General features: G+C 71.0%; 20 protein-coding genes. 11 read left to right on the forward strand and 9 right to left on the reverse strand.

Annotated elements, in window-relative coordinates; translation table 11 throughout:
• Positions 1-18 precede the first annotated feature (18 nt).
• The 4 genes from ACX9MN_RS29095 to maiA all read right to left on the reverse strand — a co-directional run bounded on the left by ACX9MN_RS29095 (position 19) and on the right by maiA (position 2829).
• A complete protein-coding gene (locus tag ACX9MN_RS29095; protein ID WP_020092669.1) occupies positions 19-336 on the reverse strand; it encodes a hypothetical protein in 318 nt (105 codons plus the stop codon).
• Entirely contained in the window at positions 333-644 is a 312-nt protein-coding gene (locus tag ACX9MN_RS29100) for an EthD family reductase (protein ID WP_020092668.1), read from the reverse strand. The genes ACX9MN_RS29095 and ACX9MN_RS29100 overlap by 4 nt, the downstream gene beginning before the upstream one ends.
• Positions 645-709: 65 nt before the next feature.
• A complete protein-coding gene (locus ACX9MN_RS29105; protein ID WP_020092667.1) occupies positions 710-2041 on the reverse strand; it encodes an NAD(P)/FAD-dependent oxidoreductase in 1332 nt (443 codons plus the stop codon).
• 140 nt (positions 2042-2181) lie between these two features.
• Positions 2182-2829: a maleylacetoacetate isomerase gene (maiA, locus tag ACX9MN_RS29110; RefSeq protein ID WP_091679640.1), complete on the reverse strand. Its 648-nt coding sequence runs from the start codon at positions 2827-2829 to the stop codon at positions 2182-2184.
• Positions 2830-2971: 142 nt separating this feature from the next.
• On the opposite strand from maiA, the gene moaB reads away from it, so the two are divergent.
• Positions 2972-3529 (forward strand): molybdenum cofactor biosynthesis protein B, encoded by a 558-nt coding sequence (moaB, locus tag ACX9MN_RS29115; RefSeq protein ID WP_100251375.1) that lies wholly within the window; start codon positions 2972-2974, stop codon positions 3527-3529.
• 7 nt (positions 3530-3536) lie between these two features.
• On the opposite strand, the gene ACX9MN_RS29120 is transcribed toward moaB, so the two are convergent.
• Together ACX9MN_RS29120 and ACX9MN_RS29125 are read right to left on the reverse strand one after the other, a co-directional pair.
• Positions 3537-4985 carry an amino acid permease gene (locus ACX9MN_RS29120; protein WP_489726130.1) on the reverse strand — a complete coding sequence of 483 codons (1449 nt, stop codon included), beginning with the start codon at positions 4983-4985 and terminating at the stop codon, positions 3537-3539.
• A gap of 164 nt (positions 4986-5149) precedes the next feature.
• Positions 5150-5680 carry a hypothetical protein gene (locus tag ACX9MN_RS29125; RefSeq protein WP_020092663.1) on the reverse strand — a complete coding sequence of 177 codons (531 nt, stop codon included), beginning with the start codon at positions 5678-5680 and terminating at the stop codon, positions 5150-5152.
• Positions 5681-5838: 158 nt separating this feature from the next.
• On the opposite strand from ACX9MN_RS29125, the gene ACX9MN_RS29130 reads away from it, so the two are divergent.
• Together ACX9MN_RS29130 and ACX9MN_RS29135 are read left to right on the forward strand one after the other, a co-directional pair.
• On the forward strand, positions 5839-6954 hold the full coding sequence (locus tag ACX9MN_RS29130; RefSeq protein ID WP_489726131.1) for a PA0069 family radical SAM protein: 1116 nt from the start codon (positions 5839-5841) through the stop codon (positions 6952-6954).
• 719 nt (positions 6955-7673) lie between these two features.
• Positions 7674-9776 (forward strand): methyl-accepting chemotaxis protein, encoded by a 2103-nt coding sequence (locus ACX9MN_RS29135; RefSeq protein ID WP_489726132.1) that lies wholly within the window; start codon positions 7674-7676, stop codon positions 9774-9776.
• 13 nt (positions 9777-9789) lie between these two features.
• Here the strand turns inward: ACX9MN_RS29135 and rnhB are convergent, their stop codons facing one another.
• The 3 genes from rnhB to ACX9MN_RS29150 are packed head-to-tail and all read right to left on the reverse strand — an operon-like array spanning position 9790 to position 12369.
• Positions 9790-10476, reverse strand: a complete 687-nt coding sequence (rnhB, locus tag ACX9MN_RS29140) for a ribonuclease HII (protein WP_489726133.1) — start codon at positions 10474-10476, stop codon at positions 9790-9792.
• A gap of 38 nt (positions 10477-10514) precedes the next feature.
• Positions 10515-11561, reverse strand: a complete 1047-nt coding sequence (locus tag ACX9MN_RS29145) for a glycosyltransferase family 4 protein (protein WP_020092659.1) — start codon at positions 11559-11561, stop codon at positions 10515-10517.
• A 10-nt stretch (positions 11562-11571) separates the two neighbouring features.
• On the reverse strand, positions 11572-12369 hold the full coding sequence (locus ACX9MN_RS29150) for a UDP-2,3-diacylglucosamine diphosphatase (RefSeq protein WP_376738913.1): 798 nt from the start codon (positions 12367-12369) through the stop codon (positions 11572-11574).
• Positions 12370-12906: 537 nt separating this feature from the next.
• Between ACX9MN_RS29150 and ACX9MN_RS29155 the strand changes: the two genes are divergently transcribed.
• The 8 genes from ACX9MN_RS29155 (at position 12907) to ACX9MN_RS29190 (ending at position 23449) form a co-directional block, all read left to right on the forward strand.
• Complete coding sequence (locus tag ACX9MN_RS29155) at positions 12907-14115, forward strand: aminotransferase class V-fold PLP-dependent enzyme (RefSeq protein ID WP_091926147.1); 1209 nt, start codon at positions 12907-12909, stop codon at positions 14113-14115.
• 103 nt (positions 14116-14218) lie between these two features.
• Positions 14219-15163: a D-2-hydroxyacid dehydrogenase gene (locus tag ACX9MN_RS29160; RefSeq protein WP_489726134.1), complete on the forward strand. Its 945-nt coding sequence runs from the start codon at positions 14219-14221 to the stop codon at positions 15161-15163.
• A 207-nt stretch (positions 15164-15370) separates the two neighbouring features.
• Complete coding sequence (locus ACX9MN_RS29165; protein WP_042673897.1) at positions 15371-16234, forward strand: NADP-dependent methylenetetrahydromethanopterin/methylenetetrahydrofolate dehydrogenase; 864 nt, start codon at positions 15371-15373, stop codon at positions 16232-16234.
• A 10-nt stretch (positions 16235-16244) separates the two neighbouring features.
• On the forward strand, positions 16245-16886 hold the full coding sequence (fchA, locus tag ACX9MN_RS29170) for a methenyltetrahydrofolate cyclohydrolase (RefSeq protein ID WP_489726135.1): 642 nt from the start codon (positions 16245-16247) through the stop codon (positions 16884-16886).
• A gap of 400 nt (positions 16887-17286) precedes the next feature.
• Positions 17287-18465 (forward strand): malate--CoA ligase subunit beta, encoded by a 1179-nt coding sequence (locus tag ACX9MN_RS29175; RefSeq protein ID WP_020092653.1) that lies wholly within the window; start codon positions 17287-17289, stop codon positions 18463-18465.
• Positions 18466-18481: 16 nt separating this feature from the next.
• Positions 18482-19372, forward strand: a complete 891-nt coding sequence (gene sucD, locus ACX9MN_RS29180) for a succinate--CoA ligase subunit alpha (RefSeq protein ID WP_010687110.1) — start codon at positions 18482-18484, stop codon at positions 19370-19372.
• A gap of 167 nt (positions 19373-19539) precedes the next feature.
• The gene (locus ACX9MN_RS29185; RefSeq protein WP_489726136.1) at positions 19540-22290 is read left to right on the forward strand and encodes a phosphoenolpyruvate carboxylase; all 2751 of its coding nucleotides are present in this window, start codon (positions 19540-19542) and stop codon (positions 22288-22290) included.
• Between the two features lie 187 nt (positions 22291-22477).
• Positions 22478-23449, forward strand: a complete 972-nt coding sequence (locus tag ACX9MN_RS29190; protein WP_012320599.1) for an HpcH/HpaI aldolase/citrate lyase family protein — start codon at positions 22478-22480, stop codon at positions 23447-23449.
• The last annotated feature ends 39 nt before the right edge of the window (positions 23450-23488 follow it).

Here is a 23488-nt window from a genome sequence, read left to right on the forward strand (position 1 = left end):
ACGGCGGCTCCGGAGCCGTCAGTCGGGAAGAGAGTCCCCCGGCTCCTCCGGCAGCGGGTCGCCGGTCCAGGTCGTCGCGAAGGCGGCGAGCTCCCGCGCGTCGGCGAAGGCCGCCACGGTGACCTCGCGCGCGGCCGGCTCCGCCCCCGGATAGGGGGCGAGCAGGACGCGCACCCGGGCGAGCCGGCCGCTCGGCGCCTTCTCGGCGATCCAGGCCTGCGCCTCCGGCGTGAACCGCTCCGGACCGTCCAGGGCCCGGGCGTCGGTCCGCAGCACGACCACGTAGGTGCCGAGGCTCGGATCGGCCTCCTGCACCGCCTTGACGATGTCGATCACGGGTTTTCCGCGAAGTCGTTGATCTGCACCTGGGCCTGCGCCGCGGTGAAGTTCGGGATGTCGGCGAAGATCTCCTCGCCGTGGGCGGCGACGGCCTTCTTGAAGGCGTCGACCGACTCGAAGGTCAGGAGGGCCATCACCTGGAACGGGGCGGCGCCGCCGTCCGGCGTGCCGGCGCCCTTGACGACCTTCGCGTCGTGGAGGCCGAGGGACGACCAGCGCTCGCGCACCAGCGGCATGTGGTGGCCGAGGTAGTAGCCCATGTCGAAGCTCGGGCCGGCCGGGTACATCACGCTTACCAGGATCATGGCGTTTCCTTCCTGTGTCGCGCCCGGTCGATCCGGGCGCCCGTCCTCGGGTCGTACGGCGACGGTCAGTGCAGCTTCACCCGCGGCTCGGTGCGCCGGGTCAGCGCGCGGGCCAGGGTGTCGAGGGCGGTCTTGGCCGTGCCGTGCAGCGCCCGCTCGTGCATCTTGTAGAGCGAGCGGTACATCATCCGGGCGAACAGACCGGCGATGAGCATGTTCTTGCCGCGCACGAACCCCATCAGGCTGCCCACGGTCGAGTACTCGCCCAGCGAGACCAGCGAGCCGAAATCCTTGTACCGGAACGGCTTCAGCGGCTTGCCGTCGATCTTGGCCGGGATCTGGGCGATCAGGTGGCTCGCCTGCTGGTGGGCCGCCTGCGCGCGCGGCGGCACCGGCGTGTCGGAGCCGGCCTCGACCAGGTAGGCGCAGTCGCCGATGGCGAAGATGTCGGGGTCGCGGGTGGTCTGCAGCGTCGGCGTCACCACCAGCTGGTTGGTCCGCGTCGTCTCCAGGCCGCCGATGCCCTGCAGGAAGGGCGGCGCCTTCACGCCCGCCGCCCAGACGACCAGCTCGGACGGGATGAAGGTGCCGTCGGCGAGCTGCACGCCGTCGGCGCGCACCTCGGTGACCCGCGCCTTCACGCGTACGTCGACGCCGATCTTGCTGAGGAGTTGCATCACCTCGGCCGAGAGGCGCTGCGGCACCGCCGGCAGGATCCGGTCGGCGGCCTCGACCAGGGTGATGCGGATGTCCTTGCCCGGGTCGATCTTGTCGAGCCCGGTCGAGACGACGTGGCGCAGGGTCCGGTGGAGCTCGGCGGCGAGTTCCGTCCCGGTCGCGCCCGCGCCGATCACCGTGACGTGGAGCTGGCCGGGCCGGACCGGGCCGGCCTGCGTGTGCGCGCGCAGCGAGGCGTTCACGAGGCGCTGGTGGAAGCGCACCGCCTGGTCCTGGGTGTCGAGGGCGATGGCGTGCTCGGCGACGCCCGGCGTGCCGAAATCGTTGGTGGTGGAGCCCACCGCCATCACCAGCGTGTCGTAGGGGACGGCGCGCTCGGGCGTGATCTCGCGCCCTTCCGCGTCGTGGCTCGCGGCGAGCTGGATCGTGCGCGCCTCCCGGTCGAGCCCGGTCATCCGCCCGATCCGGTAGCGGAAGCCGTGCATGTGGGCGTGGTGCAGGTAATCCACCGCGTGGTGGCCGACGTCGAGGCTGCCGGCCGCCACCTCGTGGAGCAGCGGCTTCCAGATATGCGTCCGGGCGCGGTCCACGAGGGTGACGTGCGCGCGCTTGCCGCGCCCGAGCTTGTCGCCGAGCTTCGTGACCAGCTGCAGTCCGGCTGCACCGCCGCCGACCACCACGACGCGATGAAGGCCCGACTCGTTCTCGACGGATGCCATCGACACTCTTTCTCCCCCCGAACCGGGATCAGTCGCCGGCCTCCTTACACGGCCTGGGTTGCCGAATACCACATCGCCGGCCGCGACCCCCGGTCACGAGTGCGACGTCGCGCACCAGACGGGCAGCGCGCGGAGCCCGGTCACGCCGGCGGGGCGCCCGGCTGGCGCAGCGGATGCGCCTCCGCGACCGCCGGCAGGGCGAGGCAGGCCTCGGCGATTCGCGCGACCGTCGGGTAGGCCGCCGTGTCGATGCCGAAGATGCCCGTCCCGACCCAGAGGCTGACGAGGCAGAGGTCGGCATGGCTCACCGAATCGCCCTGGCAGAACCGGCCCGTCCCCGGCTCGGTGGCGAGGCGCGTCTCCAGGGTCCGGAGGCCGGTCTCGAAGGCGTTGCGCAGGAAATCCAGCATGCGCTCCCGGGGCAGGCCGTAATGCTCCATCAGGAAGGTGCGCACCCGGGGCACGTAGAGCGGGTGGGTGTCGCACGCGACCACCTGCGCCAGCGAGCGGGCCCGGGCCCGGGCCCGGGGCTCCTCGGGCAGGAGGCGGACGCCGCCGCGCGTCTCCTCCAGGTAGTCGAGGATCGCCAGCGACTGGGTGAGCGGCGGCCCGTCGCCGTCGAACAGCGCCGGCACCGCGCCCTGCGGGTTGATCTTCCGGAACGCCGGCTCGTGCTGGTCGCCGGCGTCGAGGTCGATGAAGGTCTCCTCGTAGGCGATGCCCTTCAGCTTCAGGGCGATCCGCACCCGGAAGGCCGCGGCCGAGCGCCAGTTGCCGTACATGTGCATGGGTCAGCGGTCTCCGACGGTCGCGCGCGAGCACAGCCGACTTCGCGGCGGGCCGCAAGAGGCGCGCGGGCGCGGCGGCCCCGGGGGCGACAAGCGGTCCCGCCGGGCCCATATCGGTCTCCCGTCCCGGAGAGCCCGCACGATGGCCGATCAGACCGACGCCCGCCGCTTCATCCCCCTGAACATCGCGGTCCTGACCGTCTCCGACACCCGCCGCCCGGAGGACGACCGGTCGGGCGACACCCTGACCCAGCGCCTCACCGAGGCGGGGCACATCCTGGCGGCCCGCGCGATCGTCCCGGACGAGGTCCCGGCGATCCGCGCGCGGGTGGAGGCGTGGCTGCGCGACCCCGGTGTCGACGTGGTGATCACCACCGGCGGGACCGGCTTCACCGGCCGCGACGTCACCCCCGAGGCGCTGGAGCCGCTGTTCGAGAAGCGCATGGACGGCTTCTCGGCCGTGTTCCACCGGATCTCGTACGACAAGATCGGCACCTCGACCCTGCAGTCCCGCGCCACCGCGGGGGTCGCGCGGGCGACCTACGTGTTCGTGCTGCCGGGCTCGCCCGGCGCCTGCCGCGACGCCTGGGACGGGATCCTGGCCCAGCAGCTCGACTACCGGCACCGGCCCTGCAACTTCGTGGAGATCATGCCGCGCCTCGACGAGCACCTGCGGCGCGGCGCGAGCCTCACGGTGTGAGGCGGCGCTAGGCCAGATTCCCCTCCTTGCGGCGCAGGACCGAGTGCTTGCGGCCGTAGAAGAAGTACACGACGAGGCCGAGCGCCATCCAGATCACCAGCCGCAGCCACGTGTCGAGGGGCAGGCCGATCATCAGGAGCAGGCAGGACAGGATGCCGAGGATCGGCACGACCGGCACGGCGGGCGCCCGGAACGGCCGCTTCATGGTGCGCTCGGCCCGCCGGAGGTAGAGCACCGAGCCGCAGACGAGAATGAAGGCGGCCAGCGTGCCGATGCTCACCATCTCGCCGAGGATGTGGATCGGCACCAGCGCCGCCACCACGGCGACCGCGGCCCCGATCATCGCCTGGCTGCGATACGGCGTCTGGTAGGTCGGGTGGACGTGGGAGAACATCTTCGGCAGCAGGCCGTCCTGCGCCATGGTGAAGAAGATCCGGCTCTGGCCGTAGAGCAGGACGAGGATCACCGTCGTCAGCCCGGTCAGCGCTCCGAGCTTGATCAGGAACGCGAACCAGCCGATGCCGATCACGTCGACGCCCTTGGCGATCGGGTCCGGGACGTTCAGGTCCTTGTAGGGCACGAGCCCAGTCAGCACGGCGGCGACCAGCACGTACAGGATCGTGCAGACCGCGAGCGAGCCCAGGATGCCGATGGGCATGTCCTTCTGGGGTTTGCGCGCCTCCTGGGCGGCGGTGGAGACCGCGTCGAAGCCGATGAAGGCGAAGAACACCACGCCCGCGCCGCGCAGGACGCCGCTGTAGCCGAAATGGCCGAAGGTCCCGTCGTTGTCCGGGATGAGCGGGCTCCAGTTCGCGGTGTTCACATGGCCCCAGCCCAGAGCGATGAAGGCGACCACGACGGTGAGCTTCACCGCGACCATGATGTTGTTGAAGAGCGCCGATTCCTTCGTGCCCCGCATCAGCAGGATCGTGATCAGCGCCACGATCAGGACCGCCGGCAGGTTCAGCAGCGCGGTCCCGCCGCCCTCGATCGGCGTGCCCGGCGCGTTGGCGAACTGCGCCGGGATCACGATGCCGACGCTCTTCAGGATGCTGGTCACGTAGCCCGACCAGCCGACCGCCACGGTGGCGGCGCCCATGGCGTATTCGAGGATCAGGTCCCAGCCGATCAGCCACGCGAAGAACTCGCCGAGCGTCGCGTAGGTGTAGGTGTAGCTCGATCCGGCGACCGGGATCAGGGCGGCCATCTCCGAGTAGCAGAGGCCGACGAAGGCGCAGGCGATGCCGCCGAGCACGAAGGACAGTATGATCCCCGGCCCGGCATACTGGGCCGCGGCCGTGCCGGTCAGGACGAAGATGCCGGCGCCGATGATCGCCCCGATGCCCATCGCGGTGATCGAGAGGGCGCCCAGCGACTTCGAGAGCTGCTGCTCGCCCTCGCCGCTCTCGACGATGTCCTCGACCGACTTGCGCCCCATCAGGCCCGACGAATCCATTGCACCATCCTTCCAGATCGGGGTGGCTCAGCGCGCGTCATCATGTCCGGAGACGGCGACGATCCTGCCGCGCTTTCAGAGTTGTAGAGGCGGATCGACCGACAACAACGTGAGCGGGCGCAAGATTCTTCCGAGCAAGATTCTCCCGAGCAAGATCTTTCCGGTCAGGCGCGCTCGATCCGAGCGATCAGCGGCCTGACCTTGAGGCGACCCGTGAACGCGCCCTCGGCACGCAGGGCCTCGCGCCGGACGACGTCGCCGGCCCGTGCCTGGCGGGCGCCGACGACGGTCTCCGCCCGTCTGACGAGCCGGCCGAGCCAGCGCCCGGCCGGGCGGTGCAGGCGGCCGAGCGCCGTCTCCGGCCGCGCCGTTCCGACGAAGCGGTCGAGGGTGCGGATCCAGCCCTCGGCCGGGACGTCGCCGGCCTCCAGGCACAGGATCCAGTCCCGCCGGGCCGCGGCGGCGCCCGCCGCGTAGGGATTGCCGCCCCGGTGCAGCACGAGGGTCGCGCCCGTGGCCTCCGCGACGGCCGCCACGGCCTCGCTCTCGCGGCCCGCGACGATCACCGCGTCGCCGACGAGGCCGCCGGCCACGCCGGAGACGAGCACGCTGAGCGTGTCGGCCAGGCGATCGATCGCGTCCGGATCGGCCGGTTCGGCCAGATAGGTCACGGCGGAGAGCATGAGCGCGCGCATAGACGATTCTGCGGCGCCGTAAACTGCCCCGCGGCCCGCGCGGCGGCGCGCCGTCGCCCGGACGGGCTGCAGAGCCGCATTTGCCTGAAAAAAAGGCGCCCTTCGCCATCGTGTTCGCTCTATGTTCTTACATGGATGCGTGAGGGAGGCGAGTCGTCATGGGGGACACGCGCGACGGGACCGCATCCGGGGCCGCGCCGCGACTCGGGCCGAGCGTCGCGGAACCGGCCGCCCGGCGGGGGCGCGGCGCGACGGCCAACCCGATGGGCCGGTACGAATCCGCCCGGCGCGAGGCGTTCCACGACGAGACCTGGACGGCGGACGCTCCGGCACCCCTGCGCACGGAGGTCACGCCGGAGCGGTCCGCCCGGATCATCGCGCGCAACAGCTCGCCCGACATCCCGTTCGACCGGTCGATCAACCCGTACCGGGGCTGCGAGCACGGCTGCATCTACTGCTACGCGCGCCCGACCCATGCCTGGCTCGGCCTGTCGCCGGGGCTCGACTTCGAGTCGCGGATCTTCACCAAGCCGGACGCCGCCCGGCTCCTCGCCCGCGAGATCGCCGCGCCGGGCTACAGGCCCGACACGATCGCCCTCGGCACCGCCACGGATCCCTACCAGCCGGTCGAGCGGGAGCACCGGCTCACCCGCGCAGTTCTGGAGGTGCTGCGGGAGGCCCGCCACCCCGTCAGCATCACCACCAAGTCGGACCTCGTGCTGCGCGACCTCGACCTCCTGGCCGAGATGGCGGCGGAGAACCTCGTGCTGGCGGCGATCTCGCTGCCGACGCTGGATCCGGACCTCGCCCGCCGCCTCGACCCGCGGGCGCCGCGGCCGGGCAAGCGGCTCGCGGCGATGCGGGGCCTGAGCGCGGCGGGCGTGCCCGTCATGGTCAACGTCTCGCCGATCATCCCCGGCCTGACGGATCACGAGATCGAATCGATCCTGGCCGAGGCGCGCGCGCACGGAGCGAGCCGGATCGGCCACGCGCTGCTGCGCCTCCCGGGCGAAGTCGCGGACCTCGTGGCGGACTGGTTCACCGAGCATTATCCCGAACGCAGGGCGCGGGCCTTCGCACTCCTGCGGGAAGCCCGGGGCGGGCGCGAGAACGACCCGCGCTTCGGCCACCGCTTCCGCGGGGAAGGCGCCTACGCGGCGATGATCGGCCAGCGGGTCCGGCTCGCCGGCACGCGTCTCGGTTTCGCCTTCGGGCGCATCGCGCTGAATCGCGACGCCTTCCGGAAGCCCGGCGCGCAGCTGGCGCTGTTCTGACACGCGACCGACGCGGCGGCGCGCGCGAGGCGGCGGACCTGTCCCACAGTACGGTTCAGCGAAAATTCCAGTCATTTTGGCCGGAAGCGGCGTAAAAATACATTTCCAAAGATAGAAAACGACTCAAATGTTGCTTCCAAAGTGGGTTTTTAGATTTCTAACGTGTGGGGAAAATCGCAGAACGTAAGATTGACATCTGTGTCATTGTGGTTCAAATGCCTGAGATCGCGAGGGTTACTGCGAGATTTTGACCAAGTTTGATTGAGTTATCGAATTTAAGTTCTATATTGAGGGTCGTTCTGTGCGTAAGAGCGCGATTTTGTCCGGCGTCCGTGTCCGCAGATCCCGCCAATGGACGCTGTGCGCCGTGATCCGGTCGCGGGCGAGCCGCGCCCCGCGGCCCTGCTCGGTTCTGCCGGTCGCGACTGTCGTCCTTCCTTGAGACGGTAGCGTGTCGGGGTTTCGACCTCCGATGCCGACCGGGCGAACTCCCGGTCCGATGACCGGACCGGGAGCGCCGGTGGGCCCCCGGACTCGCCGCGCCCTCGCCGCGCCCTCGCCGCGCCCTTCGAGCGAACCGGGCCGGCGCCGCGTCGGGGTGCCTGTCGCGTCGCTCAGCCTTTCCGTCGACCGAGGCCGACCGGCCGCCCTGCTCGAACCGGGCAGCCCGGCAGCGGGCCGCACGCCTCGACGCACCGCGAAGAGAGATCCCGTTCCTCATGCTGCGTCTTCCGCGTCCGTCCATCGGCACGATCCTGTGCGCGATCCTGTTCTCACTCAGCGCCATGCTGCTGGCCGCGGGCGCCCGGACGGCGCTGGAGGCCGGGGCGCAGGAGCGGGAGAGCCGCCGCGTCGTCGCGCTCACGGAAGGCAGCCGGATCCTCCTCGAGATCCTGCTCGCCGTGCGCCTCGAGCGGGGGCGGACCCTGCAGGCGCTGATCGCCGCGGGCAGGATCCCGCCCGCCGACGCGGCCCTGATCGCTCGACAGCGCGCGATCCGAATCGATCGTCTGGAAGCGCTCCTGAGGCTGGTGCGCGCGGTCGACACCGCCGCGGTGGCGAAGACGGTCGATCCGCTCCGACGGGCGCACGAGGCCGTCACCGGCCTGACGTCACGGATCGACGCGGCCCTCGCGGTCCCGGTCGCGGAGCGCGACGCCGCGACCGAGGGGGTCGCCGCGACCGCCTTCCGGGATCTGCTCGACGCGCTCACGGCGACCAGCGGGGCCGTCGACGTCACGATCCCGCGCCGGGACGCGGCACTGGCCCGCGCCCTGGACATCAAGCGCGCCGCCTGGATCACGCGGGTCGCGATCGGCGGCAACGTGGCGCGGGCCGAGACGGCCGTGACGCGGGGCGCGGGCTGGTCCGAGGAGGAGCGCCTCGCGGAGGCCGAGGAGCGCGGCCGCGTCGCGGCGAGCTGGGCGAATCTCGTCGATCACATGGACGACACGCTGCCGCGGGCGGTCCAGGACGCCTTCGTGAGGGCGGGCAGCAGCAACTTCGAGGGCGAGGTCGCGGCGCGGCGGCAGGCCTTGCGGGCGGCCCTGAGCCGGGGCCAGCCGCCGGGCGTCGCGATCCAGGACCTGCGCGACCGCAACACGCGGGAGGTCAACACCATCGCCGACCTCGCCGAGGCGGCGCTGAACGCGATGGTCGCCCGCGCGCAGGCACTCTTCGCTGAGGCGGGGGCGACGCTGCTGCACACCGGCGTGTTCCTGGCCGCATCGGTGCTGCTCGCCGGTGCCGGCGCCGTCGTCGTCGTCCGCCGCGTGCTCGGGCCGCTCCGGGCCATGATCCAGGCGATGCGGGCGCTCGCCTCCGGCGACGTCGCCGTGGAGATCCCGGCCCGCGGGCGGCGGGACGAGATCGGCGCGATGGCGGCGGCCGTGGAGGTCTTCCGGGACAACCTCGTCCGCACCCGCGCCCTGGAGGCAGAGGCGGACGAGGCGGCGCGCGCCGCGGAGGCGCAGCGCCGGACCATGACGCACACGATGGCGCAGACCTTCGAGGCGGCGGTGGCCGGCATCGTCGGGCAGGTCTCCGCCGCCGCGGCCGAACTGCAGACCACGGCCTGGGAGATGACCACCACAGCCCAGGAGACGGCCAGCCAGTCCGATACCGTGGCCGCGGCCGCCGAGGAGGCGTCCGCCGGCGTCAGGACGGTGGCCGCCGCGGTGGAGGAACTCGGCACCTCCGTCCAGGAGATCGGGCGGCAGGTCCAGGGCTCGTCCGAGCTGGCCCGGAGCGCGGTCGGCGAGGCCGACCAGACGGCCGCCCTGGTGGCGGCGCTGAACGCGTCCGTCGCCCGGGTCGACGCCGTCGTCGAGCTGATCGCTCGCATCGCCGCGCAGACGAACCTGCTGGCGCTCAACGCCACGATCGAGGCGGCGCGGGCCGGCGAGGCCGGGCGCGGCTTCGCGGTCGTCGCAACCGAGGTCAAGGAACTGGCCGCCCAGACCGGTCGGGCCACCGACGAGGTCGGCCGGCAGATGGGCGAGATCCGGACCGTGACCGGTCAGGCGGTGCGGGCGATCGGGACGATCACCGGCCGGATCGGGGAGATCGACGCCGTGGCCGCCGCCATCGCGGCCGCGGTGGAGCAGCAGGGGGCGGCGACGCAGGAGATCGTCCGCAACGTCGCCCAGGCCAATGCCGGCACGCAGGAGGTCACCGGCAACATCGCCGGCGTGGCGCAGGCGGCCGACCGGACCGGCCACGCGGCCGACCACGTGCTGACGGCCGCCACCGCGCTCACGCGTCAGTCGGAGGAACTCGCCGGGGAGGTCGAGCGCTTCCTCACCGGCGTCCGGGCCGCGTGACCCGTCGCCCGGCTCAGTCGAAGCCGCGGGTGAAGCTGAGCCGGTGGTGGGGGCTGCGCCCGAGCTGCGTCAGGCCGGCGCGGTGGACGGCCGTCCCGTAGCCGACGTTGCGCTCCCAGCCGTAGCCGGGATGGCGCCGGGCGAGCCGCCGCATCAGCTGGTCCCGGAGCACCTTGGCGACGATCGACGCGGCGGCGATCTGGGGCACCAAGTGGTCGCCGCCGACGACGGCGCGGCCGGGCAAGCCCGGCAGGGCGTCGCGCCCGTCGACCAGCACGGGCGCGGCGAGGCCGAGCCGCGCCACCGCCCGCGCCATGGCGTCGAGGGTCGCGCCGCGGATGTTGATCCGGTCGATCAGGGCGCGCGACCCCGCCGCCACCGCGACCCGCGCGTGGGCGCGGATCAGGGGGGCCAACCGGTCGCGCACGGGCTCGGGGACGCGCTTGCTGTCGTCGAGGGCCGCGAGCAGGTCGGCCGGGATCGCCGCCGGATCGAACCAGACCGCGGCCACCACCACGGGCCCGCAGAGCGCGCCGCGCCCGACCTCGTCGCAGCCGATCGCCGCCGGATAGGCGGCGGCCCGGGCGGGATCGAACGGCCCGGCGACCGGGGGCCGGGCTCTGGCGGACCCGGCCGGTCCGGCGGGCGATCCGGCTGGCGGTCCGGCTGGCGGCTTGGCGGGTGGCTTGGCGGGTGGCATCGCGCCCTCCTGCCATTCCGCGCGGACGCCGTCACGCGTCAGGCGGCGTCGCGGGTGCTCCGGGCGCCGCCATGCGCCTCGACGATGTTGCCGAAGAACTGCCGCGCGCTCACGTCCCAGCCGCGGCGCAAGGCCTCGGCCCGGCACTCGGCGCGCGACAGGCGCAGGGCCGCCAGCGCGGCGACCCGCAGATCCGGGTCGAGCACGCCGACCCGCGTGCCGCCGACGACGTCGTTCGGACCCGGCACCGGGAAGGCCGCCACCGGGAGCCCGCTGGCCAGCGCCTCCAGGAGCACGATGCCGAACGTGTCGGTGAGGCTCGGGAAGACGAAGACGTCGCAGGCCGCGTAGACCGCCGAGAGGTCCGCACCGGTGCGGGTGCCGAGGAAGTGCGCCGCCGGCGCGAGCGCCTGCAGCCGCGCGCGGTCCGGGCCGTCGCCGACCACCACCTTGGTGCCGGGCAGGTCGAGGGCGAGGAAGGCCGCGACGTTCTTCTCCACCGCCAGCCGCCCGACGTAGAGGAACAGCGGCCCCGGCAGGCCGGCGAGTTCCGCCGGCACGGGCGTCCCGGGCTCGGCCGGCCGGAACCGCTCCGTGTCCACGCCCCGGGTCCAGCGCATCAGCCGGCCGAAACCCCGCGCCGCGAGCTCGCCCTGGAGCGAGGCGGTGCTGACCATCGTCCCGCGGGCGGCGCCGTGGAACCGGCGCAGGTACGCGTAGGACCACGCCTCCGGCACCGGGGCGCGGGCGGCGAGGTATTCCGGGAAGCGCGTGTGGTAGCTCGTCGTGAAGGGCAGGTCGTGCGCGAGGCAGTGCCGGCGCGCCGCGAGGCCGACCGGCCCCTCCGTGGCGATGTGCACGTGGCTCGGCCGCTCGGCCCGCCAGCGCGCCGCCACCCGCTCGCGCCCGGCATAGGCGAGGCGGATCTCCGGGTAGCCCGGCAGCGGCAGCGAGCGGAAATCCGCCACGGACAGCAGCGTCGTGGCGAAGCCGTGCTCCGGCGCGCGCCGGACCATCTGCTCGAGGGAGCGCACGACGCCGTTCACCTGGGGGTGCCACGCGTCGCTGGCGATCAGGAGCTTCACGGCGGCGCCCTCACGCCACCGCGCGCCGGCCCGGCAGGGGCTGCGGCACGACCTCGGCCTCCCGCGCCCGCAGGAGGCTCGGGTAGTGCAGCACCTCGATGCGGCCGTCGTAGTGCTCCACGAGCCCGGTGCAGGATTCCACCCAGTCGCCGGTGTTGAGGTAGCGCAGGTCGCCGATCGGCCGGTCCGCGGCGTGGTGGATGTGGCCGCAGATCACCCCGTCGGCGCCCTGGCGGCGGGCCTCCTCGGCCAGGATCGTCTCGAAGCGGCCGATGAAGCTCACCGCGTTCTTCACGCGCAGCTTCGCCCAGGCCGACAGCGACCAGTAGGACAGGCCGAGCCGCCGCCGCACCTTGTTGATCAGCGTGTTGAGGGAGAGCGCCAGCGTGTAGGCGCCGTCGCCCAGATGGGCGAGCCACGGCGAGTGGCGCACCACCATGTCGAACTGGTCGCCGTGGATGACGAGGTAGCGCTTGCCGTCCGCCGCCTCGTGGATCGCGGTCTCGGCGAGCTCGATGCCGCCGAAGCTCGTGCCCACGTAGTCGCGCAGGAACTCGTCGTGGTTGCCGGGCAGGTAGACGATCCGCGCGCCCTTGCGGACCTTGCGCAGGAGCTTCTGCACCACGTCGTTGTGCTCCTGCGGCCAGTACCAGCCCGAGCGCAGCTGCCAGCCGTCCACGATGTCGCCGACGAGGTAGATCGTGTCGGCGTCGTAGTCCTTCAGGAACGACAGCAGCAGGCCGGCCTGGCAGCCGCGCGTGCCGAGATGCAGGTCGGACAGGAACAGCGTCCGCACGCGGACCGGCATCTCCTCAACCTCGGCCACGGCATCCTCTCCCGGCGGCTGAACGGTGCCGGGATCCAGAGCGCGATCCGATCTCAGTTTGATGACGCGGGTTCCGACGGGGCGGAAAGACTTCGGTGTGCGGTGCCGCGAAGCCTCTCAACCGGAGCACGACTTCGTTGCGCCGCACAAAAAATTTTTTTGGCAAGTTCCGGAAGTTTTTCCGGTTTTCCTTTCGAGCTTCACCGCCTCATAATACCAAGAACCGGCCGCTCGGCACGAGCACGGCCGGACCTTGACAGGAAGGCGGCGAGGACGGCCCTGGAGCCGTTGGACGGGACGGCAATTCGGAGGCGACCGGCGCGCGGGGGCGCGCCGCGACGCGAGCGGCGTGAGGCCGCCTGCCGCTCCGCGGAGACCCCCCGATCACGGCAGAGGATGGCGTTCGAGGGGGTGCGGCGCGAGCCGCTCTCGACGGCGCCGGACCGACTCCCTGAGGACGCTTGGACAACCCGGCGCGGGTTCACGCCCGCGCGCAATGGACTTTTCGGAGGAAACATCATGGCCGCAACCCGGCGCCCCGGTCGCAACCACCTCTTCATCCCGGGCCCCACCAACATCCCGGAGCGCGTCCTGCGCGCCATGCACGTGCCGTCGGAGGATCACCGCTCGCCGAGCTTCCCCGAGCTGGTGAAGCCGCTCCTGCAGGACTCCAAGATGGTGTTCGGCTCGACCGCCGGGACGGTCATCCTGTTCCCGTCCTCGGGCACCGGCATCTGGGAATCGGCCCTGTCCAACACCCTCTGCCGCGGCGACACGGTGCTGACCTCGCGCTACGGCCAGTTCAGCCACCTCTGGGTCGACATGGCCCAGCGCCTCGGCCTCGACGTGGTCGTCCAGGAGGAGGAGTGGGGCACCGGCGCCGATCCGCAGAAGATCGAGGAGGCCCTGCGCGCCGACAAAGACCATAAGATCAAGGCCGTCATGGTCGTCCACAACGAGACCGCCACCGGCGTCACCAGCGACATCGGCGCGGTGCGGAAGGCGATCGACGCCGCCGGGCACCCGGCCCTGCTGTTCGTGGACGGCATCTCGTCGATCGGCTCTCTGCCGTTCGAGATGGACGCGTGGAAGGTCGACTGCGCCATCGCGGGCTCGCAGAAGGGCTTCATGCTGCCGGCCGGCCTCGGCCTGATCTGCATCAGCCCGAAGGCGCTCAAGATCGCCGAGAGCGGCACCGGCCGCAACGACCGGCTCGGCCACGCCTACTTCGCCTGGAAGGATCAGCTGGCCGCCAACGCCACCGGCTACTTCCCCTACACCCCCGTCCTGCCGCTGCTCTACGGCCTGCGCGAGGCCCTGGCGGTCGTGAAGGAAGAGGGGCTGGAGAACGTCTACCACCGCCACCACGTCCTCGCCGAGGCGACCCGCCAGGCGGTCGCGGCCTGGGGCCTCAAGCCCTGCGCCAAGGAGCCCAAGTGGAACTCCGACACGGTCACAGCGATCGTGGTGCCGGAGGGCGCCGACGCCGCCAAGGTGATCACCCACGCCTACGAGCGCTACAACCTCTCGCTGGGCGCCGGCCTGTCGAAAGTCGCCGGCAAGGTGTTCCGCATCGGCCACCTGGGCGACCTGAACGAGCTGTCGCTGCTGGGCGCCATCGCGGGCGCCGAGATGGCCATGCTCGATTGCGGCATCAAGGTCACGCCGGGCTCGGGCGTCGCAGCCGCCTCCAGCTACCTGCGCGAGAATCCGCTGCATAAGGCGTGATCTGCGCCCGCGATCGGGGCGGGACCGGGTTGCCGGGCCCGCCCCGACGCGCAAGTAAGAACAAGACTATCGAGGAAACCGCCCGTCGTACGAGAGGGGTCCTATGACCAAGAAGATCGTGTTCCTGGATCGTGAATCCCTCGATGCCAGGGTCCGACCGTTCAATTTCCCCCACGAATACGTCGAGCACGAGTCGACTTGGACGCCGGAGGAGATCGTCTCCCGCCTCCAGGGCGCGGAGATCGCGCTGATCAACAAGGTCCCGATGCGGGCCGAGACGCTGAAGCAGCTCCCCGACCTGAAGCTGATCGCGGTCGCCGCCACCGGCACCGACGTGGTCGACAAGGCCCAGGCCAAGGCCCAGGGGGTCGCGGTCGTCAACATCCGCAACTACGCGTTCAACACCGTGCCGGAGCACGTGGTCGGGCTGATGTTCGCCCTGCGCCGGGCGATCGTGCCCTACGCCAACTCGGTGCGGCGCGGCGACTGGGCGAAGTCCAAGCAGTTCTGCTACTTCGACTATCCGATCTACGACATCGCCGGCTCGACGCTCGGCATCGTCGGCTACGGGGCGCTGGGCAAGTCGATCGCCAAGCGCGCCGAGGCGCTGGGCATGAAGGTCATCGCCTACGACGTGTTCCCGCAGGACGGGCTGGTCGATTTCGAGACGATCCTGACGCAGTCCGACGTGATCACGCTGCACGTGCCGCTGACCCCCGACACCAAGGGGATGATCGGCGCCGCCGAGCTCAAGAAGATGAAGAAGAGTGCCATCCTCATCAACACGGCCCGCGGCGGCCTCGTGGACGAGGCGGCCCTTCTCGAGGCGCTCAAGGACGGCACCATCGCGGGCGCCGGGTTCGACGTGGTGGCGCAGGAGCCGCCCAAGGACGGCAACATCCTGTGCGACGCCGACCTGCCGAACCTGATCGTCACGCCGCACGTCGCCTGGGCGAGCAAGGAGGCGATGCAGATCCTGGCCGACCAGCTCGTCGACAACGTCGAGGCCTTCGTGGCGGGCAAGCCGCAGAACGTGGTGGAAGCCTAAGCTCAAAATCAGCAACGGGCGTTCCCCTCCCCCTTGCGGGGAGGGGCTAGGGGTGGGGGTGGTGCAGGAGGCACCGCTCCGCTCAATTCTGCACCACCCCCACCTCCGGCTCTTCCCGCAAGGGGACGAGAGGGGCTGCGTCCACGCACCGACCCAACCAACATCAGCGCCGGCGCCCCACGGGCGCGACGGAAAGGTCCCAGGAAAATGACGAAGAAGCTGCTGTTCCTGTTCGACACCGATGCCGTGCCGAACGTGTTCGACACGGTCGTCGGCTACGACGGCGGCGCCGACCACATCACCGGCTACGGCGGCGTGAATCCCGACAATGTCGGCGCCCTGGTCGACGGCACGATCTACACCCGCGGCGGCTCCGAGAAGAAGTCGACGGCGATCTTCGTCGGCGGCGGCAGCATGGCGGCGGGCGAGGCGCTGTTCACCGCCGTCAAGAAGCGGTTCTTCGGCCCGTTCCGGGTCTCGGTGATGCTCGATTCCAACGGCTCCAACACCACGGCCGCCGCGGGCGTCGCGCTGGTGGCCAAGGCCGCCGGCTCGCTCCAGGGCAAGAAGGCCGTCGTGCTGGCGGGCACCGGCCCGGTCGGCATGCGCTCGGCCGCTCTGCTCGCCGGCGAGGGCGCCGAGGTCACCATCGCGGGCCGCGCCCTCGACAAGACCCAGGCCGCCGCGGACCAGATCAACACGCGCTTCAAGGTCAACGTGAAGGCCGCCGCGACCCCCGACGAGGCCTCCCGCGTCGCCCTGGTCAAGGGCACGAACCTCGTGTTCACGGCCGGCGCCATCGGCGTCGAGCTGCTGCCGGAAGCCGCCTGGGCGCAGGAATCGTCGATCGAGTTCGTCGCCGACTACAACGCCCAGCCCCCGACGGGCATCGGCGGCATCGACGTGATGGACAAGGGCAAGGAGCGCAACGGCAAGCAGGCCTTCGGGGCGCTGGGCATCGGCGGCCTGAAGCTCAAGCTGCACCGGGCCTGCGTCGGCCAGCTCTTCGAGAGCACCGACAAGGTGCTCGACGCCGAGGAGATCTACGCCCTCGCCAAGACGATGGCCTGAGGAGGCGCCGGTGACCGAGACGCATCGCCCCGAGACCGACAGCATCGAGAAATTCCTGACGGAGTTGGCGAGCGCTGCCCCCACCCCCGGGGGCGGCGGCGCGGCGGCGATCTCCGGCGCCATGGGCGCGGCCCTGGTGTCGATGGTCTGCAACCTCACCATCGGCAAGAAGAAGTACATCGAGGTCGAGGCCGAGCTGAAGGACGTGCTAGCCAAGTCCGAGGGCCTGCGGGTCGTGCTCACCGGCATGATCGGCGAGGACGTCCAGGCCTTCGACGCCGTCATGGGCGCCTACGGCCTGCCCAAGGCCACCGACGACGAGAAGGCGGCCCGCGCCGAGAAGATCCAGGCGGCGCTCAAGACCGCCTGCGACGTGCCGCTCGCCTGCTGCCGGGCCTGCCGCGCGGTGATCGACCTCGCGGCCATCACCGCCGACAAGGGCAACCTCAACGTCGTGTCGGATGCGGGCGTGGCGGTGCTCTCCGCCTATGCCGGCCTGCGCAGCGCGGCGCTGAACGTCTACGTGAACGCCAAGGGTCTCGAGGACCGCGCGTTCGCCGAGGAGCGGCTGAAGGAGCTGGAGGATCTGCTCGGCGAGGCCGGCGCACTCACCGAGAAGGTCTACGCGGTCGTCAAGGACAAGGTGAACTGAACCGGCGACTTGGGTCAGCACCGCGCGTCACAGCGTGCCCGGTCGGCCCCGTCGACGCCGCCGTCTCTGCGAGCGCAGCGAAGCAATCCAGTTGGCGCCACGATCTCAGAGGTCGCGCTGCCCTGGGTCACGTCGCTGCGCTCGCGATGACGGACAGAGCGTCCTGAACGAGGCGTTCCGGCGTACTTTGTAGCGATTCAACAGTCGAGGCCGGGTGCATCGTGCTCCCGGCCTCGCCTTTTTCCTGTATGCTGCATCGCAATATGAAATACGATCTGTGTTGCGACCGCGAAAAAGTCGCGGTCAATCAGGAGCTTAAAAAATTTGACGGGCGTAATCTTTCGACTCAACTAAAGTAGAGGGCGTCAACGGCGGCAACGAACCGCGGAGGAGGCGCCGAATGGACGTCCACGAGTATCAGGCCAAGGAGCTGCTCGCGAGCTTCGGCGTGGCCGTCCCGAAAGGCGCGATCGCCTTCAGCCCGGACCAGGCGGTCTACGCGGCCACCGAGCTCGGCGGCTCGTTCTGGGCCGTGAAGGCGCAGATCCACGCCGGCGCCCGCGGCAAGGCCGGCGGCATCAAGCTGTGCCGGACCTACAACGAGGTCCGCGACGCCGCCAAGGACCTCCTCGGCAAGCGCCTCGTCACCCACCAGACCGGCCCCGAGGGCAAGCCGGTGCAGCGGGTCTACGTCGAGACCGCCGACCCGTTCGAGCGCGAGCTCTACCTCGGCTACGTGCTGGACCGGAAGGCCGAGCGCGTGCGGGTCATCGCCAGCCAGCGCGGCGGCATGGACATCGAGGAGATCGCCGCCAAGGAGCCCGACTCGCTCATCCAGGTGGTGGTCGAGCCGGCGGTCGGCCTGCAGCAGTTCCAGGCGCGGGAGATCGCCTTCCAGCTCGGGCTCAACATCAAGCAGGTCTCGGCCGCGGTGAAGACGATCATGAACGCCTACCGGGCGTTCCGCGACTGCGACGGCACCATGCTGGAGATCAACCCGCTCGTCGTCACCAAGGACGACCGGGTGCTGGCGCTCGACGCCAAGATGAGCTTCGACGACAACGCGATGTTCCGCCGGCCGGGCATCGCCGACATGCACGACCCGTCCCAGGGCGATCCCCGCGAGGCGCAGGCCGCCGAGCACAACCTCAGCTACATCGGCCTCGAGGGCGAGATCGGCTGCATCGTCAATGGCGCGGGCCTCGCCATGGCCACCATGGACATGATCAAGCACGCGGGCGGCGAGCCGGCGAACTTTCTGGACGTCGGCGGCGGCGCGTCTCCTGAGCGGGTCGCCACGGCCTTCCGGCTCGTGCTCTCGGACCGCAACGTGAAGGCGATCCTGGTCAACATCTTCGCCGGCATCAACCGCTGCGACTGGGTCGCCGAGGGCGTCGTCCAGGCCGCCCGCGAGGTGAAGATCGACGTGCCGCTGGTGGTCCGGCTCGCCGGCACGAACGTCGAGGCCGGCAAGAAGATCCTGGCCGAGAGCGGCCTCGATCTCATCACCGCCGACACGCTGGCTGAGGCGGCCAAGAAGGCGGTCGACGCCTGCTCCGCCGCCAAGACGCAGCACTGAGAGGGGAGACCGCGCCATGAGCATCCTCATCGACGAGACCACCCCGATCATCGTCCAGGGCATCACGGGCGACAAGGGCACCTTCCACGCCAAGGAGATGCTGGATTACGGCACGAACGTCGTCGGCGGCGTCACCCCGGGCAAGGGCGGGCGCACCCATCTCGGCCTGCCGGTGTTCAACACCGTCAAGGAGGCGGTGGCGGCGACCGGCGCCACCACGTCGATCACCTTCGTGGCGCCCCCCTTCGCGGCGGACGCCATCATGGAGGCGGCCGATGCCGGCCTGCGGCTGGTCTGCTCGATCACCGACGGAATCCCGGCCCAGGACATGATGCGGGTGAAGCGCTACCTGTACCGCTACCCGAAAGAGAAGCGGACCATGGTGGTCGGCCCGAACTGCGCCGGCATCATCTCGCCCGGCAAGGCGATGCTCGGCATCATGCCCGGCCACATCTATCTTCCGGGCAATGTCGGGGTGATCTCCCGCTCCGGGACGCTCGGCTACGAGGCCGCCTCCCAGCTCAAGGAGCTCGGGCTCGGGATCTCGACCTCGGTGGGCATCGGCGGCGACCCGATCAACGGCTCGTCCTTCCTCGACCACCTCGCCCTGTTCGAGACCGACCCGGACACCGACGCGGTCCTGATGATCGGCGAGATCGGCGGCCCGCAGGAGGCCGAGGCCTCGGCCTGGATCCGCGAGAACATGTCGAAGCCGGTGATCGGCTTCGTGGCCGGGCTGACCGCCCCGAAGGGGCGCCGCATGGGCCATGCGGGCGCGATCATCTCGGCGGCCGGCGACAGCGCCGCCGAGAAGGCCGAGATCATGCGCTCCTACGGGCTGACGGTGGCGCCGGATCCGGGATCCTTCGGGCAGACGGTGGCCGACGTGCTGGCCCGGGCCGCGTAGCGCGGCCGGCCCGCCTTACGTCCCGGAACGCGGCGCGGGTCCTCTCTCCCGAGCGGGAGAGGGCGCGCGTCGCGCTGGGCACCGGCCGATGCGCGCCTCCCTCCCGGAGGTGACGGCGCATCGCGCTGAACATCCTCGAGAAAGACCGTGCGCCACGAGGTGGCTCCATGACCCGCACCCTTCACGCAACCCCCGGTCTCGTCGATGCCACGGCCTTCGCGCCGCCGGTGATCGTCGGCACGTCGTCGGAACAGGCGCTGGACATCCTGTTCCAGGCGCTGCTCGACGTCGCCCGCCGGCACGACCCCGACCTCGAGGCGGTCCTGCACGGGACGGCCGACATCTCGCGCTTCTCGCCGCAGATGCTGGCGCGCGCGCTGCAGGTGCAGGGCATCTGGTTCCAGCTGATCTCCATCGCCGAGCAGAACGCCGCGATGCGCCGACGCCGGCACGTGGAGCGCACCGAGGGTCGGGCCGCGCTCGGCGGCTCCTTCGCCAAGGTCTTCTCCGACGCGCGCAAGCAGGGGGTGCCCCCTGAAAAAATCCAGGCGCTGCTGAGCGACCTGCGCATCCGCCCGACGCTCACCGCCCACCCGACCGAGGGCAAGCGGGTGACGGTGCTGGAGAAGTTCCGCCGGATCTACCTCGTCCTGCGCGAGCTGGAGATGCCGCGCTGGACCGACCGTGAGCGCAACGGGCTCATGAACGAGCTGCGCGACCAGATCGAGCTGGTCTGGATGACGGGCGAGCTGCATCTGGAGAAGGCGACCGTCGAGCGGGAGGTGGCCTGGGGGCTGCACTTCTTCGACGAGACCCTGTTCGAGATGCTGCCCGAGACCCTGGAGACCCTCCACGAGGCGCTGGCCGAGACCTATCCGGGCACGGAGTTCCGGGTGCCGCCGTTCTTCCAGTTCGGCTCCTGGATCGGCGGCGACCGGGACGGCAATCCCTACGTCACGGCGGCCGTCACCCGTCAGACCCTGCACCGCAACGCGCTCGCCTCGCTCACGCGCTACCGCGACGGCGTCCGCGAGCTGGGGCGGACCCTCTCGCTCACCGAGCGCTCGCTGCCGCTGCCCGAGAGCTTCCGCGCGGAGCTCGACCGGAATCTCGCCGAGAGCGGCCAGGCCCGCGCCATCACCCGGCGCAATCCGGGCGAGCCCTATCGCCAGTACCTCTCCTGCGTCCTGCGCAAGATCGAGGCGACGATCGCCCGCAACGAGGGCGAGCACCCGTCCGGCCCCGACTACGCGAGCGCGGACGGGCTGATCGAGGACCTGCGCACCCTGGAGCGCGGCCTGACCGAGGCCAAGTGCGGGGCACTGGCGCGGGATCTCGTGCGTCCGGTCCGGCGCATGGTCGAGATCTTCCGCTTCTCGACGGTCCGCCTCGACCTGCGCGAGAACACGACCCGGACCACCGACACGCTCCACGCCCTCTGGCGCCAGCGCAACGGCGACGGCGAGCCGCCGGCCCTCGGCTCGGCCGCGTGGCGCCAGTGGCTCGACACGGAGCTCGCCCGGCCGCGCGATCCCGAGCGGTCCTTCGAGGACCTGCCCGACGCCGCCCGCGAGACGCTGGCCACCTTCGCCCTCGTCGCCGAGATGCGCGAGGCCCTCGACCGCGAGGCGTTCGGTGCCTTCGTGCTGTCGATGACCCGCTCGGTGGAGGACGTGCTCGGCGCGTACCTGCTGGCCAAGGAAGCGGGGGTGTTCCTCGACGCCGCCGGGACGGAGATCTGCCCGCTGCCGATCGTGCCCCTGTTCGAGACCATCGACGACCTGCGCGCCGCCCCGGCGATCATGCGGGCGCTGCTCAACGTGCCGGTTGTCCGCCGCTCCACCCGCTGGCAGGGCGGCGTTCAGGAGGTGATGATCGGCTACTCCGACTCAAACAAGGACGGCGGCTTCGTCGCCGCCAACTGGGAGCTCTACAAGGCGCAGAGCAAGCTGACCCGGCTCGGCGAGGAGCTCGGCGTCGGCATCGCCTTCTTCCACGGGCGCGGCGGCTCGGTGAGCCGCGGCGGCGTGCCGACCCAGAAGGGCATCATGGCCCAGCCGCCGGGCTCCATCCGCGGCCGGTTCCGGACCACCGAGCAGGGCGAGGTCGTCTCGTTCAAGTACGCCAACCGCGGCACGGCCGCCTACCAGATGGAGCTGCTGGCGGCCTCGGTGTTCGAGCACGCGCTCGCCGGCGACGGCGAGCGGGCGGGCCCCGGCCACGACGACGCCCTCGAGGCGCTCGCCGGGGCCTCGCGGGCGGCCTACGTCCAGCTGCTCCAGACCGACGGCTTGGTCGATTACTTCCAGGCGGCGAGCCCGCTGGACGAGATCTCCCTTCTCAACATCGGCTCGCGTCCGGCCCGCCGCTTCGGCGCGCGCTCGCTCTCGGACCTCCGCGCGATCCCCTGGGTGTTCGCGTGGTCGCAGAACCGGCACGTGATCACCGGCTGGTACGGCGTCGGCTCGGGGCTGGCGAGCTTCATCGACGTGCGCGGCCGCGACGGCGAGGCGACCCTCAAGCGGCTGTTCAACGAGTCCCGCATCCTCCGCCTCGTCCTCGACGAGGTCGAGAAGACGCTGATGATGGTCGATCTCGACATCGCCCGCGCCTACGCGGGCCTCGTCCAGAACGCGGGCGTGCGGGACCGGATCTTCTCGATGATCGAGGCCGAGTACGCGCTCACCCGCGAGATGGTGCTGCGGGTGAGTGGCGGCACGGAGCTGGCCGAGCGCTTCCCCCTGTTCCGGGACCGCCTGAAGGGCCGGCTCCCGACGATCAACCAGGTCAGCCGCGAGCAGGTCGAGCTGCTCGCCCGCTATCGCGCCGAGACCGACGAGGACCGGCGCGAGGCGGTGAAGTCGGCCCTGCTCCTGTCCATCAACTGCATCGCGGTCGGCTTCGGGGCGACCGGATAGGGGAGGGTCCAGCGGGCTCCCTCTCCCGCGCGGGAGACGGGACCCGTGCCTCGATCCCGTACCGGGGACCCGGTCCATTCGTGCAGCCGCGCCCTGTCAGCGATCCACGCGCGCGCCATTTGCCGCCGATGAACGGGACCGCATCCCGCAACGGCACCAGAACCGTCACCAGGAGAGAGAACCCAAGATGAGCTTCACCCTGATCCAGCAGGCCAAGCCGCGCCTGCACCGCTCCGAACTCGCCGTGCCCGGCTCCAACCCGACCTTCATGGAGAAGTCGGCCTCCTCGGCGGCGGACGTGATCTTCCTCGATCTCGAGGACGCGGTCGCCCCGGACGACAAGGAGAAGGCCCGCACCAACATCATCCAGGCGCTGAACGACCTGGATTGGGGCAACAAGACCATGATGATCCGCATCAACGGTCTCGACACCCACTACATGTACCGCGACGTGGTCGACATCGTCGAAGCCTGCCCGCGGCTCGACATGGTGCTGATCCCCAAGGTCGGCGTGCCGGCCGACGTCTACGCCATCGACGTGCTGGTCACCCAGATCGAGCAGGCCAAGAAGCGCGAGAAGCAGATCGGCTTCGAGGTGCTGATCGAGACGGCCCTCGGCATGGCCAACGTCGAGGCGATCGCCCAGTCGTCGAAGCGGCTGGAGGCGATGTCCTTCGGCGTCGCCGACTACGCCGCCTCGACCCGCGCCCGATCCACCGTCATCGGCGGCGTGAACCCCGACTTCTCGGTGCTGACCGACAAGGACGAGTCCGGCAGCCGCCAGACCCACTGGCAGGATCCGTGGCTGTTCGCCCAGAACCGCATGCTGGTCGCCTGCCGCGCCTACGGACTGCGCCCGATCGACGGACCGTTCGGCGACTTCTCGGATCCGGACGGCTACCGCTCGGCGGCCCGCCGCTGCGCGGCCCTCGGCTTCGAGGGCAAGTGGGCGATCCACCCGAGCCAGATCGAGCTCGCCAACGAGGTGTTCACCCCCTCCGAGGCCGAGGTCACCAAGGCTCGGCGCATCCTCGAGGCCATGGAAGAGGCCGCCAAGGCCGGCCGCGGCGCCGTGTCCCTGGACGGCCGCCTCATCGACATCGCCTCGATCCGCATGGCCGAGGCGCTGATCGAGAAGGCGAACGCCATGAAGGGCTGAAGACGGCTCCGACGCGGGCGGATCCCAGCCCCCTGGCCG

It is taken from the genome of Methylobacterium sp. 1A (assembly GCF_058072805.1).